General features: G+C 61.4%; 17 protein-coding genes. 6 read left to right on the top strand and 11 right to left on the bottom strand.

Going from position 1 to position 13,451, the window contains the following annotated elements:
- Positions 1–50: 50 nt before the first annotated feature.
- Both PDM29_RS17275 and PDM29_RS17270 read right to left on the bottom strand, forming a co-directional pair.
- The gene (locus PDM29_RS17275) at positions 51–407 is read right to left on the bottom strand and encodes a hypothetical protein (protein WP_311191281.1); all 357 of its coding nucleotides are present in this window, start codon (positions 405–407) and stop codon (positions 51–53) included.
- Positions 404–1,021, bottom strand: coding sequence for a cation efflux transmembrane domain-containing protein (locus PDM29_RS17270; RefSeq protein WP_262246262.1), 618 nt, complete (start codon positions 1,019–1,021; stop codon positions 404–406). The genes PDM29_RS17275 and PDM29_RS17270 overlap by 4 nt, the downstream gene beginning before the upstream one ends.
- A 105-nt stretch (positions 1,022–1,126) precedes the next feature.
- On the opposite strand from PDM29_RS17270, the gene PDM29_RS17265 reads away from it, so the two are divergent.
- Together PDM29_RS17265 and PDM29_RS17260 are read left to right on the top strand one after the other, a co-directional pair.
- Complete coding sequence (locus tag PDM29_RS17265; protein WP_311191280.1) at positions 1,127–1,543, top strand: MerR family transcriptional regulator; 417 nt, start codon at positions 1,127–1,129, stop codon at positions 1,541–1,543.
- Between the two features lie 92 nt (positions 1,544–1,635).
- Positions 1,636–2,136: an arsenate reductase ArsC gene (locus tag PDM29_RS17260; RefSeq protein WP_311191279.1), complete on the top strand. Its 501-nt coding sequence runs from the start codon at positions 1,636–1,638 to the stop codon at positions 2,134–2,136.
- Here the strand turns inward: PDM29_RS17260 and PDM29_RS17255 are convergent.
- From PDM29_RS17255 to PDM29_RS17235, 5 genes are read right to left on the bottom strand one after another with little or no spacing between them, the layout of a single operon-like run.
- Positions 2,133–3,215, bottom strand: a complete 1,083-nt coding sequence (locus PDM29_RS17255) for an ArsO family NAD(P)H-dependent flavin-containing monooxygenase (RefSeq protein ID WP_311191278.1) — start codon at positions 3,213–3,215, stop codon at positions 2,133–2,135. The genes PDM29_RS17260 and PDM29_RS17255 overlap by 4 nt on opposite strands.
- Before the next feature lie 24 nt (positions 3,216–3,239).
- Positions 3,240–4,226: a thioredoxin-disulfide reductase gene (gene trxB / locus PDM29_RS17250; RefSeq protein ID WP_311191277.1), complete on the bottom strand. Its 987-nt coding sequence runs from the start codon at positions 4,224–4,226 to the stop codon at positions 3,240–3,242.
- 3 nt (positions 4,227–4,229) lie between these two features.
- Positions 4,230–5,288 (bottom strand): ACR3 family arsenite efflux transporter, encoded by a 1,059-nt coding sequence (arsB, locus tag PDM29_RS17245; RefSeq protein WP_311191276.1) that lies wholly within the window; start codon positions 5,286–5,288, stop codon positions 4,230–4,232.
- A 20-nt stretch (positions 5,289–5,308) separates the two neighbouring features.
- Positions 5,309–5,800, bottom strand: a complete 492-nt coding sequence (locus PDM29_RS17240; RefSeq protein ID WP_311191275.1) for an arsenate reductase ArsC — start codon at positions 5,798–5,800, stop codon at positions 5,309–5,311.
- 26 nt (positions 5,801–5,826) lie between these two features.
- Positions 5,827–6,141, bottom strand: coding sequence for an ArsR/SmtB family transcription factor (locus PDM29_RS17235; RefSeq protein WP_311191274.1), 315 nt, complete (start codon positions 6,139–6,141; stop codon positions 5,827–5,829).
- Between the two features lie 41 nt (positions 6,142–6,182).
- Here PDM29_RS17235 and arsH point away from each other — a divergent pair, with 41 nt between their 5' ends.
- The 4 genes from arsH to arsN2 are packed head-to-tail and all read left to right on the top strand — an operon-like array spanning position 6,183 to position 9,099.
- Positions 6,183–6,923: an arsenical resistance protein ArsH gene (arsH, locus tag PDM29_RS17230; RefSeq protein WP_311191273.1), complete on the top strand. Its 741-nt coding sequence runs from the start codon at positions 6,183–6,185 to the stop codon at positions 6,921–6,923.
- Positions 6,920–7,339, top strand: a complete 420-nt coding sequence (gene arsC / locus PDM29_RS17225) for an arsenate reductase (glutaredoxin) (RefSeq protein WP_311191272.1) — start codon at positions 6,920–6,922, stop codon at positions 7,337–7,339. Before arsH ends, arsC begins: the two co-directional genes overlap by 4 nt.
- Before the next feature lie 30 nt (positions 7,340–7,369).
- A complete protein-coding gene (locus tag PDM29_RS17220; RefSeq protein WP_311191271.1) occupies positions 7,370–8,662 on the top strand; it encodes an MFS transporter in 1,293 nt (430 codons plus the stop codon).
- A gap of 44 nt (positions 8,663–8,706) precedes the next feature.
- Positions 8,707–9,099: an arsenic resistance N-acetyltransferase ArsN2 gene (arsN2, locus tag PDM29_RS17215; protein ID WP_311191270.1), complete on the top strand. Its 393-nt coding sequence runs from the start codon at positions 8,707–8,709 to the stop codon at positions 9,097–9,099.
- A gap of 11 nt (positions 9,100–9,110) precedes the next feature.
- Here the strand turns inward: arsN2 and PDM29_RS17210 are convergent, their stop codons facing one another.
- The 4 genes from PDM29_RS17210 to PDM29_RS17195 all read right to left on the bottom strand — a co-directional run bounded on the left by PDM29_RS17210 (position 9,111) and on the right by PDM29_RS17195 (position 13,449).
- Entirely contained in the window at positions 9,111–9,650 is a 540-nt protein-coding gene (locus PDM29_RS17210) for a phosphate signaling complex PhoU family protein (protein ID WP_311191269.1), read from the bottom strand.
- Positions 9,651–10,220: 570 nt separating this feature from the next.
- Positions 10,221–10,697, bottom strand: coding sequence for a Mov34/MPN/PAD-1 family protein (locus tag PDM29_RS17205; RefSeq protein WP_262246276.1), 477 nt, complete (start codon positions 10,695–10,697; stop codon positions 10,221–10,223).
- Positions 10,688–12,310 (bottom strand): ThiF family adenylyltransferase, encoded by a 1,623-nt coding sequence (locus PDM29_RS17200; RefSeq protein ID WP_311191268.1) that lies wholly within the window; start codon positions 12,308–12,310, stop codon positions 10,688–10,690. Before PDM29_RS17200 ends, PDM29_RS17205 begins: the two co-directional genes overlap by 10 nt.
- Positions 12,307–13,449, bottom strand: coding sequence for a CBASS cGAMP synthase (locus PDM29_RS17195; RefSeq protein ID WP_311191267.1), 1,143 nt, complete (start codon positions 13,447–13,449; stop codon positions 12,307–12,309). Before PDM29_RS17195 ends, PDM29_RS17200 begins: the two co-directional genes overlap by 4 nt.
- Positions 13,450–13,451 lie beyond the last annotated feature (2 nt).

Genomic DNA, 13,451 nt, shown 5'->3' with positions numbered 1-13,451 from the left:
ACTCCGAATGTTCTCGATATCGACAGGGGGCCGGCGCATGCCGGCGGACCTCACCCTGTGATCGGCGGTCGGAACGGCGCAATCGGGTGCTTGTGCGGATACGTGCGCGTATCGGCATTCAGCACGTGCAAATACTGGCCGATGTCCGCCACGGTCAGCAGGATCGTAGGAGCCGGCGCGGCATGGCTGCAGCACAGCACAAGCTGTTGAAGCCGGTGCAGGGCGGCGTCTACGCCACGCTCTGGAGCCGGTGCGGCTACTGCCGGGAGATGGCCAGCAGTGGCCAGATGGGTTTGGGCATGCAACTCGCCGACCAATGCCAGAGCCGGCTGTGCCACCAGACCCAAGGCCAGGTGCGCCAGCAAGAGCCAGCGCAGGCCATAGCTTAGTCGGCCAAGCCCGGTCATGCAGCCGTCTGGCGTGCGTCGGCACGTGCCCGGCGGGCATCACCCAAGATCTCGAAGGCTTCCTTGATCACATACAGGCCGATCAGGGCACCGATCACGAAGTCCGGGTACGGGCTGGCCAGCCACCACACCAACAGGCCGGCGAGGATCACTCCGACGTTGGCCACCACATCAGCGCGGGTGAACAACCACGTCGCCCGCAGATGAACTTCACCGGACTTCAGCGGTGCCAGCATACGCAGCACAGTCACATTGACCATCAGTGACAGCAGGGCAGTGCCGATCATCCAGCCGCTGACTGGTTCGGCACCGTACGCCATGCGACGCCCGACCTCGACCAACACTCCCACGCCCAGCACCAGCAGCACACTGCCGCTGACCCATGCCGCATTCGCCTTGAAGCGGGCCGTGCGCCCGATTGCAATCAAGCCTATGGCATAGGCGGTTGCGTCTGACAGCATGTCCAAGGCGTCGGCCAGCAGGCCGGTGGAATGGGCGATCCAGCCGGCAATGCCGCCGATCACGGCCATTGCCGCGTTCAAGGCCAAGGCAATCCAGAGAACACGCCGCTCCTGCGCGTTCTTGGCCTCGTGATGGCAGCCACAGTCACTCATCGGATCAATCTCCAGTAGCACGGAAGCCGGGCCGGGCGGGCCGCTGGCATGGCAGGTGCTGTGAGGGTAAAGTCCGTAGCTACTACGGAGTCAAGCGCACTACGAATGAAAATCAGTGAGGCTGCAGATGCCAGCGGATGTCACCTTGAGACAATCCGCTATTACGAGCGGATTGGCCTGCTACCGCGCGCGGGGCGCTCGGGCAATGGCTACCGGGTCTATGGCCCGGCCGACATCGAGCGCCTTCGCTTCATTGCGCGCGGTCGGGACCTGGGCTTCAGCTTGGATGAGGTGCGCAGCTTGCTGCAGCTGGCCAGCGATGAAGACCTTTCCTGCGGGGATGTAGATCGCCTAGCGCGCAGCCACTTGGCCGACGTGCGAGCGAGGATGGCAGACCTGCAGCGCATGGCGAGCGAGCTGGAACGGGTCATTGCCAGTTGTCACGGCGGCCAGCGGGCAGAATGCACCATCCTGTCGACCTTGCGTGAGCCAGCGGCCGCCCGGCGTCCGGAGCATGACTAGGGGTCGAGCTCTGGGCCAAGGCCTGGGCTGTCATCGAACGGACACACACCCGGAGAATACTTCCACTATTCCGGATGAATGGTTTCAACGGCATGCGCAAGTTAAACGTTCTTTTCCTTTCCACGGGTAACTCGGCACGGAGCGTTCTCGCCGAGGCTCTCGCCAACCATCTTGGTCGCGAGCGCTTACACGCCTATAGCGCAGGAAGCCATCCGAAGGGCGTGGTCCACCCCATGGCCATCCAAGTGCTTGAGGAGACGGGGTTTGAGACAGAAAATCTGTCCAGCAAGCCGTGGGAGGTCTTCGCGGGCCACGATGCGCCGCACATGGATCTGATCGTGACGGTGTGCGATCGTGCAGCAGGTGAGGCATGCCCGGTTTGGCCTGGTCATCCGGTCACGGCTCATTGGGGCATTCCCGACCCGGCGGCGGTCCAAGGAAGCGACGAGCAGGTCCATAAGGCCTTCCTGACAGCACTTCATCAGCTTCAACATCGCCTGACGTTGTTGCTTGCGCTTAAACCTGAAGCATTGGACCGGATGACACTGCAGACGGAGGCGCGCAGCCTGGCCGGCGTTGGCGCGAATCACTAACCGCGTGTCGACGAAGCCGAGGGTCGGAGGTAGTCGCTGATCTGCCTGACCGCTTCGCGCGCGTAGCGTGTAACGCCGATTAATGTGGCCGACGCCATGCCGTTCCAGTCGCCATAGCCCAGTAACCAGACCGACGGCTCTGCAACAGAGCGAACCTTGGAGTGATCCATTTCGAACTGGCCCTGCACGTTAAGCAGGGCCAGTTCGTCCAAGTGCGACAACGCCGGGCGGAAGCCGGTACACCAGATCACCGCATCGAACGCCCGTTCGGTGCCGTCAGCCCATTGCATGCCGGTGGGGGAGAAGCGGGACGGCGGCGGGACGGCGGCGAGTACCCCGCGCGCCCGCGCGTCGAGCACCGGCGGCACCATCACAATATCGCCGAAACCGCCTGGCGACAGCTCGGGCTCCCTACCTTCCTGCTGCGCCTTCCATCGTTCAGTGGCGCGTTCAAAGAGCACGCGGCCATCGACGTCATCGGCCAGGAACGCCGGTTCGTGCTGTGTGATCCAGGTGGTTTCCGCCACCGTCGATACTTCGGCCAGGATCTGCGCACCGGAATTGCCACCACCGATGATGGCCACCAGCATTCCGGCGAACGGAGCAGGGGTGCTGTAGTGAGCGGAATGCAGCTGGATCCCCGCAAATGACTCCAACCCCTCGTACTCAGGCGTGTAGGGCTCCCCCCATGTTCCGGTGGCGCTGATCACCGCCCGCGCCAACCATTGCCGACCGTCGCTGGCCACCACGCGCAGCCGTTCGCCAAAGCGGCTGACTCGTTGCACGCGGATGGGGCGAAGGATGGTCAGCGCATATTTCTGTTCGTACTGCGCCAGATAGGCGAGCACTTCGGCACGCGCAGGGTAGGGGCCTTGGCTAGCGGGCATGGGCCATCCGGGAATGGAGCTCCAGCCCGCCGGGGAAAACAGATGCAGCGAGTGCCAGGCGTGCTGCCATGCGCCGCCGGGCGACGTTTCCGCATCGAGAATTACATAAGACAGCCCGCTGCGGCGCAGGAAATAGCCGGCCGAAAGACCCGACTGGCCACCTCCGATTACCACCACATCGACGCTGTCCATCTGTGCTCCCTCGCGCCGCCTCACTCAGGCGGCATTCTTTCGCTGCTGTTGATCGGAGATCTTGATTGCATCCAGGTAGCGCTCCGCATCCAGTGCGGCCATGCAGCCGAAGCCGGCCGAGGTGATGGCCTGGCGGTAGTGCTGGTCGGCCACGTCGCCGGCGGCGAACACACCTTCCACCGAGGTCTGGGTGGCGTTGCCGCCCAGGCCCGAGCGGATGTCCAGGTAGCCGTTGTTCATGGTCAGCTGGCCCTCGAACAAGCTGGTGTTGGGGTGGTGGCCGATGGCCACGAAGAAGCCGTGGGCGTCGATGTCGCGGGTGCTGCCGTCCAGGGTGGACTTCACGCGCACGCCGGTGACGCCGGCTTCATTGCCCAGCACTTCGTCCACCTGGTGGTGCCACACGGTTTCGATCTTGCCCGAGGCGACCTTGGCGAACAGCTTGTCCTGCATGATCTTTTCCGCCTTCAGGGTGTCGCGGCGGTGGACCAGGTAGACCTTGCGGGCGATGTTGGAAAGGTACAGCGCCTCTTCCACAGCGGTGTTGCCGCCGCCCACCACGACCACGTCCTGGTCACGGTAGAAGAAGCCGTCGCAGGTGGCGCAGGCCGACACGCCGCGGCCCTTGAAGGCCTCTTCGGTTGGAATGCCCAGGTACTTGGCGGTGGCGCCGGTGGCGATGATCAGCGCATCACAGGTGTATTCGGCGCTGTCGCCGATCAGCTTGAACGGGCGCTGGGTCACATCGGCGGTGTGGATGTGGTCGAAGATCACTTCGGTCTCGAAGCGCTCTGCGTGGGCCTGCATGCGCGCCATCAGGTCCGGGCCCATCAGGCCGTGGGCGTCGCCCGGCCAGTTGTCCACTTCGGTAGTGGTCATGAGCTGGCCGCCCTGCTGCAGGCCGGTGATCACCACCGGGTTCAGGTTGGCGCGGGCGGCGTAGACCGCTGCCGTCCAGCCGGCCGGGCCGGAACCGAGGATCAACAGTGGGATGTGTCGGGTCGTGCTCATGACTCAATGACTCCGTGCGTCGGCAGGAAAGTAGCGCTTGCCCAGCCGCAGGGCGACATGGACCAACAGGATCAGCACCGGCACCTCCACCAGCGGACCGATGACCGCCGCAAAGGCGACCGGCGAGGCCAGGCCAAAGGCGGCAATAGCGACCGCAATGGCCAGCTCGAAGTTGTTGCCCGCGGCAGTGAAGGCGATCGCCGTCGTGCGTGGGTAGTCCTTGGCAATGAACTTGCCCATCAGGAAACTCAGCACGAACTGAATGATGAAATACAGCGTCAACGGGATCGCGATGCGCACTGCATCCATCGGGATGCGCAGCACATCACCCCCCTTCAGGCTGAACATTGCAACGATCGTGAAGAGCAGCGCCCCCAGGGTGATCGGACTGATCGCCGGCAGGAACTTCTCTTCATACCAGCGCACGCCCTTACGCGCTTTGAGCCAGCGGCTGGTAAGGAATCCTGCAAGGAAGGGGATGCCAAGATAGATCAGTACCGCCTCGGCAATGGTCCAGAAGCTGACGTCGATCACGCTGCCCTCCAGGCCGAACACTGGCGGCAACCACGACAGGAAGAACCACGCATACACACTGAACAGCGCGATCTGGAAGATCGAGTTGAAAGCCACCAAGCCCGCCACATACTGCCCATCTCCGCGAGCAAGCTGATTCCACACCAGCACCATGGCGATGCAGCGTGCCAGGCCAATCAGGATCAGGCCGGTCATGTATTCGGGGTAGTCGCGCAGGAACAGCACCGCCAAGCCGAACATCAGGAACGGACCGATGATCCAGTTCTGCACCAGGGAAAGCATCAGTACGCGCTTGTCGGCGAATACCTTGGGCAGCTCTTCGTACTTCACCTTGGCCAGCGGCGGATACATCATCAGGATCAGGCCAATGGCGATCGGGATGTTGGTCGACCCAATCGACAGGCTGTGGAGCGCGCTGGGCACGCCTTCGAACATCGCGCCCAAGCCGACGCCCAGGGCCATCGCCAGGAAAATCCAGAGCGTGAGGTACCGGTCCAGGAAGGACAGGCGGGTGGAATCAGTGGTCATGGCAGGTCTCGTAAAAGCGGTTAGTCGATCTGCGCGATCGGGTCGAGGCGGGCCTTCAGCGCCACGCGGTCGTCCCAGGCGCTGTCAGGAATCTCCAGGAAGGCCTGCAGGCGTCGCTTGATGATCTGATGGGCGCGGTCGAAGGCTTCTGCCTTCTGCGTATCCGAACCTTCCACGCCGGCCGGGTCGAACAGGCCCCAATGGACGCGTACGAAGTCACCAAACACCACCGGGCACGCCTCGGCGGCCGCGCTGTCACACACGGTGACGATCAGGTCCATGGCAGCGGCATCGACTTCGGCAAATTCGTCCCACGACTTGCTGCGCATGCCCTGGACCGGGAATCCTTCGCGCTCTAGCTGGGCAATGGCAAAGGGATTGACGCGACCGGCCGGCTGGCTGCCCGCACTGAAGGATAGATAGCGGCCTTCGCCCCATTTTTTGAGGGTCGATTCGGCAAGCACGCTGCGCGCGGAGTTGCCGGTACACAAGAACAGAACACGACGGCTCATGTAAGCGATCTCTAAAAGGGAGGAGGTCAGCAGCCAGCAGGACGTTCGCAGGCCTGTTCGTCGGCGCAGCAGTTTTCGGTCAGGTAGGCCACCAGCGCGCTCATCGCCTCGAACTCGGCCCGGTAGCAGATGGTGCGACCGCGCTGCTCGGCGGTAATCAGGCCGGCAGCCAGCAACTCCTTCAGATGGAAGGAGAGGGTGGCACCGGGAAGGGAGAGGGCCTGGGCAATGTCGCCGGCCAGCTTGCCGCCACTTCCGGCCTGGACCAGCAGGCGGAAGATGGAAAGCCGGGTGGCGTGGCCCAGGGCAGCGAGGGCGTGGGTTGCGCTTGTATGTTCCATTCTTCTAGAATAGTCGAATCGAATGAGCAGGACAACCCCCGATGCAACACCTTCCCAATGTCGTCCCCGGTGCCTTGAACCCTCCGGTGGCCGAAAAACTGAGCGAGCCGAATGCTGCGCCACACCGCCCCAGAATCCTGATCCTGTATGGGTCCCTACGCCCGCAGTCCTTCAGCCGCAAGCTCGCTTTGGAGGCGCAGCGGTTGCTGGAACATCTGGGCGCAGAGACCCGACTGTTCGACCCGCATGAGCTGCCGATGCTTGATTCGGTGCCCGCGTCCCACCCCAAGGTGCAGGAGCTGCGCCAGGCTTCTTTGTGGTCCGAAGGGCACGTGTGGGTCAGCCCGGAACGCCACGGCACCTTGACCGCTGTGTTCAAAAACCAGATTGACTGGCTGCCGCTGGAAGAGGGGAGCGTGCGCCCGACCCAAGGTCGCACCCTGGCCGTGATGCAGGTCTGTGGCGGCTCCCAGTCCTTCAACGTGGTCAATGCGTTGCGCGTACTCGGCCGCTGGATGCGGATGGTGACGATTCCGAACCAGTCCTCGGTCGCCAAGGCCTGGCAGGAGTTCGATGACGATGGGCGAATGAAGCCGTCGGCCTACTACGATCGCGTCGTGGATGTGATGGAAGAACTGGTCAAGTTCACCCTGCTGGTGCGTGGCCGCAGTGACTACCTGGTTGATCGCTACAGCGAACGGAAAGGGGCAGTCGAAGCGGCCGCCCTGACCGCCGCGGCCGGCGTCGTCGAGACTTCATTGAATGAAAAGGAGGACGCATGAACGCTGTCATCTATCACAACCCCAAGTGCGGCACCTCGCGAAACACCTTGGCGTTGATTCGCCACGCCGGCATTGAGCCGGAAGTGATTGAGTACCTGGTCGACCCACCCAGCCGAGCGCGCCTTGTCGAGATGATTGCCGCCGCCGGATTGGATGTTCGCGGTGCGATCCGCCAGAAGGGCACACCCTATCTGGAACTGGGGTTGGACGATCCCACGTTGAGCGAGGACGCATTGCTGGATGCCATGCTGGCCAATCCAATCCTCATCAATCGCCCCTTCGTCCAGACCACCATGGGCACGCGCCTGTGCCGACCCTCCGAGGTGGTTCTGGACATCCTGCCAGCAGTCCACGAGCCCTTTACCAAGGAAGATGGCGAAGTGGTGATCGATCAGGACGGCAAGCGCGTCCGCTGAGCAGCTGAACACCAGGGAGAGTTCGAGAGCATGCAGAGCCCGTCCACGCAGCCGCAAAAGCTGACCCGGCTGATCGTTGCGCTGGGGGTGGGCCAGATCATTGCGTGGGCCAGCAGCTATTACCTGTTGGCCGTTCTGGCGCATCCGATGTCCAAAAGCACCGGCTGGTCGCTCGGGCTGTTGGTGGGAGGCCTCTCCGCTGGGCTGGTCACAGCCGGACTTCTGGCTCCCCTGGCCGGCCGGGCCATCGACAGGCGGGGAGGGCGCACCGTACTGGCGGTCAGCTCGGTAGTGTTTGCCATGGGCCTGGCGATGCTGGCCACGTCCCACTCCCCAGCTGCCTATTACCTTGGCTGGGTGGTACTGGGCGTTGCCATGTCTGCAGGCCTGTATGACGCTGCGTTTTCGACACTTGGACAGCTGCTCGGGTCAAACGCGAAGCGATCCATTGCCGGCCTGACCTTGGTGGCTGGCTTTGCAAGCACGCTGGGCTGGCCAGCGCTGACCTACCTTGACGAGACCGTGGGATGGCGCGGCGCGTTGTGGGTAGCAGCCGCATTAAACCTGCTTGTCGCATTGCCCATCCACTTGCTCGCCATTGCGAAGCACCGACCCCGTACTGGCGTAAGTTCGCATCCCTCAGCCGCCGCTGCCGCTTCCACCAGATCTGCAGCAACCGTTCTGGCTGCAGTACCGCCTGCACACTGGCTTGTGCTCATTGGCCTCTTGCTGACCTGCCAGGCGGCGATCATGGCGACCTTGTCGGTGCATCTGATTGCGCTGCTCGGTGCCATCGGGCTGGCACCATCGGTGGCGCTGCTCGCTGGGATGGTGATCGGCCCCGCCCAGGTCATCGCTCGTTTGCTCGAGATGTACTTTGGACAAGGCGTGCATCCGACCTGGTCTGCGCGCATTGGAATTGCAGCGACATTGGCTGCACTCTTGCTGCTACTCATCGGAGACCCATGGGTCGCGATCATTGCATTCGTCATCTACGGTGCCGGCAACGGGATACTCACGGTAGCCCGCGGCACCCTCCCGCTGGCCTTGATCGGATCGGCGGACTACGGCAGGACCATGGGCCAACTTGCCCGCCCCATGCTGCTGGCACAGGCGGCGGCACCGCCGCTCGCAGCCATCGCGCTGGATCGAACCGGGCCTGTCTGGCTGATCTGCCTGTTGGCGCTGCTTGCCACTGTTTCCCTGGCGGGAAGCTGCTGGCTGCCGGCGAAGATGCGGGGCATGATCGGGGCAGCGCAGGCGGGCTTGGCACCCGCATCAACTGCCGCGCGCACTTCCAATGACAAACGCCAGCCCGACTGACCATGACCACATCAATACGACCGGTCTTGCTCAGTACTGAAGTGATGGAGCTGCTGAAAGAGGTGGAACTTCCTACCGAAGATCTAGTTGAAGGCCGAAGTGGAGCCATCTTCTATGGCATTTTTGAAGATCACACTCTCTGTGGTGTGGTGGCGATCGAGCCTCATGGCAATCTGGCCCTGCTGCGGTCGCTCGCTGTAAAGACGCAGCATCAACGAAACGGATTCGGGCAGGCCCTCGTCGCCCATGCAGTGGAAGTTGCGCAGAGGTCAGGAGTACATGGCCTCTACCTGCTGACAACGTCATCGAGCCACTTCTTTCAGGGAGTTGGTTTCAGCATGGTGGCGAGAGAGGATGTTCCACTCCTGATCCGGGAAACCAGCCAATTCTCCACGTTGTGTCCGGCCACATGCGCGGTGATGCGGAAGGAACTCTGAAAGACATCAGTCTAATGGTCGTTCGAGAGCGCAATGACACTGGACGCTATTTCTGTCGCATGGTCTCCGATCTTCTCAAGACTCTTGATGACATAGAGGAGGTGGACGAGCTCTACCGAGACTTTGTCTTGATCGGAAATTCCCTGAAGAATTTCCTTGAACAGAATTGAATGGAGGCCGGAGATGGCATCCTCATGTTCAAGAGCACGTTTCGCCAGGTCAGCATCTCGCTTCTCGAACGCGACACAGGCATCTCGGAGTTGAATCTGAGCCAGCTCGATCATCTCCAGAAGTGACCCAGTCAGATCTTCTGGCCTAGCCAGAGTCATATCCTGAAGATGCTCCGCTACTGAGCAGGACAGAATTCCTGCCTGTTTAAGCTCAGAGGCTATTCGGATCACCGCAAGCATATGCCTCAGATCCAAGGTCTCGGCAGCATGATCAGCTACAACGCCGATCGCCGCCTCCTCGCACTCTTCGGCGGCCCGGTGCAGTTCGAGCCGCTGCTGCTCAATCGACTGCCCTAAGGATCGCCCGGGGTGGCGGATCATCCAACCGGTGTCCACCAACTACTGCTCTACAGCTCTACCTAACAGAATGACCTTCGTTTCAACACGTGCAAGCTCGGAATCCAATGACGGTTGCGGCATTTCGTTCATGGCACTCTCCAGGTCCGATCGCCAGACAGTCAAATCGTGATCTGGGGGTCGTAATGCCCCGGTGAAGCATGCGATTGCCGCTCGGAGTAGTGCAGCATCAGATGGGGTCAGTACCGCACCTGTGATTCCAACGTTTCTGAAATTCGCCCGTCATCCAGTCCGCCCAGTGCATCATCCAATGAGTTCTGACTGAGTGGCGTATCGGTCTGGACGTAGACGCGCTCGAAGTATCAGAGCTTCTTCATCAGGCCAATACGGGCGAGTGGGGGCCTGTATCCAGGAGTTTAAGCACCCCAGCTGCCAAAGACTGCATTTCGCAGTCTTGGTACCAGTTATGCCAATAGCAGCCCAGAGTGTTGCTTAGAGGGGAAGCTTATTGGAAGCAAGAAAAGCCGCCGTCGCAACCCTCTACTGGGGCTGGGGCAGCGCGAGGGATACTCCTTACCCGACGGACCAACGCCCCTACTGATAGGGCTGAAAATAGACGCCATTGCCGTCACTGTGGACAAGCTCGACGTGGAGCCCGTGTCGTCCGACGATGATCGAAAGCTGAGGTCGCTTGTCTCTTCTACCCGCGGCCAGTCTGCGCCACTCCGAGCGGTCCAACCCAGACGGGATAGGGTAGTCCTCCGGGTGGGTGTGCCACTCGCCCAGATACCGCACGGTGCCACGGGAGGCACGCCATCGATCAAGCGCAAGTTTGGCGTGACCGATAGCGGACCGGTGGAAAAAAGTCCGCAGCCTAAGATCCCAGACGGTTGGAGCGGTGGCCTGTTCAATGATGAGATGCTCGCCATGAACTGTCCCAAGAAGTAGCCCGCCTGACTCGGGAGCTTCATCGCTGTCTTGTACGTAGCGGGCAAACACACCCAAAGTGTCTGGCGAAAGATGGATTAGCTTGCGCTGATCACGGCTGGACCAGTCATTCGTCAGTGGCATGCTGGGCATCCGCGTTCAATTGGCAGATCACCGTCCGGCGTAGCTTGTGCGAAGTCACGGTTAAGCACTTGCGTGCGCAGAGCGGGGGAGACGATGTCATTGGCCCAATCGAGCGCCGCATCTACCCCCAAGCTAGCTGCTTGAATGGAAACCGAGGCGCCGAAAGGCACATACAATCCCTCGCACCCGTGCCCTGCCAGAATGCTGGGCAAAGGCTCGGTGGTCGAGCGCATCTCTCCACGCCGAGTGAATTCCCAAAGACACCGATAGCAGCCGCCCTGGGCTGTTCTAAGCAACGTGCGCACGGCAATTCCTGGCCCCTCAATCCAGACGGAAAGCACCTGAGTCGGCCGTGGGTAGTAGTTCGCCAGCCAATGGCCCAAGGACTCCTCGCCGGTCGCATCAATGAGAAGGTGTTGATCGGGCAGGTCGACTTCCCGGGCATCCTGGGTGACCGCTTCAATCGATACGCCAGGTGCCAAGCGGCGAAGTTCATCAGCCATGGCCACGGATTTTTTCTGAAGCAGGGAGGGAAACCCCAATCGGTGACGCCCCAGATTCTGTGGTACTAGAGTGTCGAAATCGATCAGTTTCAGCGTGCCACCCTGAGTTCCTGCGCCCGCCTTGACCAGCATTTCGGCCAGGAAGCCCCCTATTGTCCCACAGCCAATCAAAGCGATTGCCTTCCCAGCAAGCGTGGAACGCCCTGGGATATTGCGCTCGGCAATGTAGCGCTCATCAATCCTGAATACGGAAAATGGAAGTATTGCCAATCCCAGCGTCCGATCTCGCCGATCTGCAAACTTCACCTTCGGAGCCTGCTCATCTCGCTCATAGATGACTCCAAAGGCATACGTCATCTTTGGTGAGTCGATCAGAATAAGAAGCGCGTTGAGGCGATCGCGCTCACCTTGCTGGATACGACGATGGATGCTTCGCCTGCAGCGACTGTCCAGTTGGCTTTGCCATGTCAACAGCGAGCTGACGGTGGTGGGCGGCCACACGCCTGGGACAGGGCGTGGTTGCGCAGTGGTCTTTATTCTGTAGGTCGGGGTGGTCCTTTCGGTTGGGGTGAATCCTAGTAGTTCAGCCTTCTTCTTGGTTCGCGCAAGGTTGTTTGTAACGAACCAGATCGGGCGTTCGTTACCCTCCACGATGAAGCACTCCTGGCGTCCCTGAGCACTTCCGTCGAGGTCGGAAAGGCAATACGCACCATTCCAATACGCGTAGAACTCCTCGGTCAGGTCTTCTACCATCTCCCCCCGCATGATCCGATCAAACACATGCTGCGCCTGCCGCAGGCAAGCCAGCGATTGGCCGATCGGGTCAAAGATGTCCAACGTCACCGTGCCATTGGCGATGTAGCAAAGCCCGCCATTGGCGTTGAGGTGCGGGACTGCGGCAGGAAGATGGGAGGGAATCTCGAGCAGCCGGAAGCGCGGGAGTTCAAAGAAGTTGGGATCCAGTACTATTTCGCATGGCACACCTTCCGGAGTGACGTCCGAGAACAGACGCCCGGAAACCCGGAACCAACCGTTGTCGGCCATGCCTGCGAAGTCGAACCCTTCGCGCCCAAACGCCTCAATTACCTGGCTGGGCGTGGCACGGCTCACCCTGCCTTGCTCCGGCCGACGAGCTCACTGGGTCCGGGCTGAGGCGAAGTGGCACCGATTGTTGCGACAACCGAGACCACCTTGATGCGTTCCTCATCGGCGGGGAATCGATCGCCGAACTCGTTGCGCATCCACACGCAGGCCTGAGAAGGGCTGGACGCATTTACGCAGCCGCGAAGCGTGACCTCAAGGGCCTCGAAGGCTTGTGCGGCATTTTCCACCCCGCGCTTGCCTAGACGGTCGGTCAACGACTCGCTGTTCTCGACTGGGTTTACCACACCCGCCCGCAGGCACGGCGGCAGCCTGGCTACGACATCCAGCAGCGCAAGGTCATCGCGCCGCTCACGCTTCTCGAAAATGGGTGCTGCAGCCGCCATTAGAAGGATGGAGGAGGGGCCGCCGCTCTCCCAGCGCCAGTCCCGAAATGCCTTTAGATAACGAATGACCCGGCGGAACTGCTCGCCTTTCTCGTCAACCTCCTGCAGGAACCACTCTTTGACGGGGCGGGGGTCCGAGGCCATCCAGTTGCATTTGCGGTGGGCCAGAAGCACCTTGTCGCGGGGCAGGGCGGTCCAGGCGTCGCGTTCGGCGAAGATGGCTGCCTCGGCAATGGAGTCAAATCCATATTTCTCCATGGACGCCTTGGTCAATGCGGTGAACTCGCTGTCCGGGATGGCGTAGAGCGGGATGTCGATGTGGGCAAAGCCACAGATCACGATCCGGATGCAGGTGTCCTTGTTGTTCACAAGCTCCCACTTCTTTCGTTCGATCAACGGAGCAAGTGCTTGCTCGGCAGCCTCGAAGAAAATGGTGGAAGCCACGCTCGGTCGCGTTCCTTGAGATACAAAGCTCATCGGCAAGTAGCACCCGTCATCAACGTCGGCCTGCTGAGGCTTTCGCGCCGGCGCGTTGAGCGTCTTGTACGCCCAGGAGCCTTGCGTGAAGAATCGCGGCTGCGGCACCGTATCGGTGTAGCCACGTTCAGCCAGAACGCGAGGAATGCCCGTACGCAAGCAGTCTCGAACCTCCGCCCGGGCGTGCGCAATCAGCGCACGCTCGGCGTCGCTCAAATCCAGGTTGGAATGCAGGCACGCCTCATCGGCGACCGTGGTGAACAACAGCGGGCTGAGGTTGAGCATAT

The organism is Stenotrophomonas oahuensis, from assembly GCF_031834595.1.
Taxonomy (GTDB): Bacteria; Pseudomonadota; Gammaproteobacteria; order Xanthomonadales; family Xanthomonadaceae; genus Stenotrophomonas; species Stenotrophomonas oahuensis.
The sequence above is the reverse complement of the archived record's forward strand: the minus strand, read 5'-3'. Positions and strand labels throughout refer to the sequence as shown.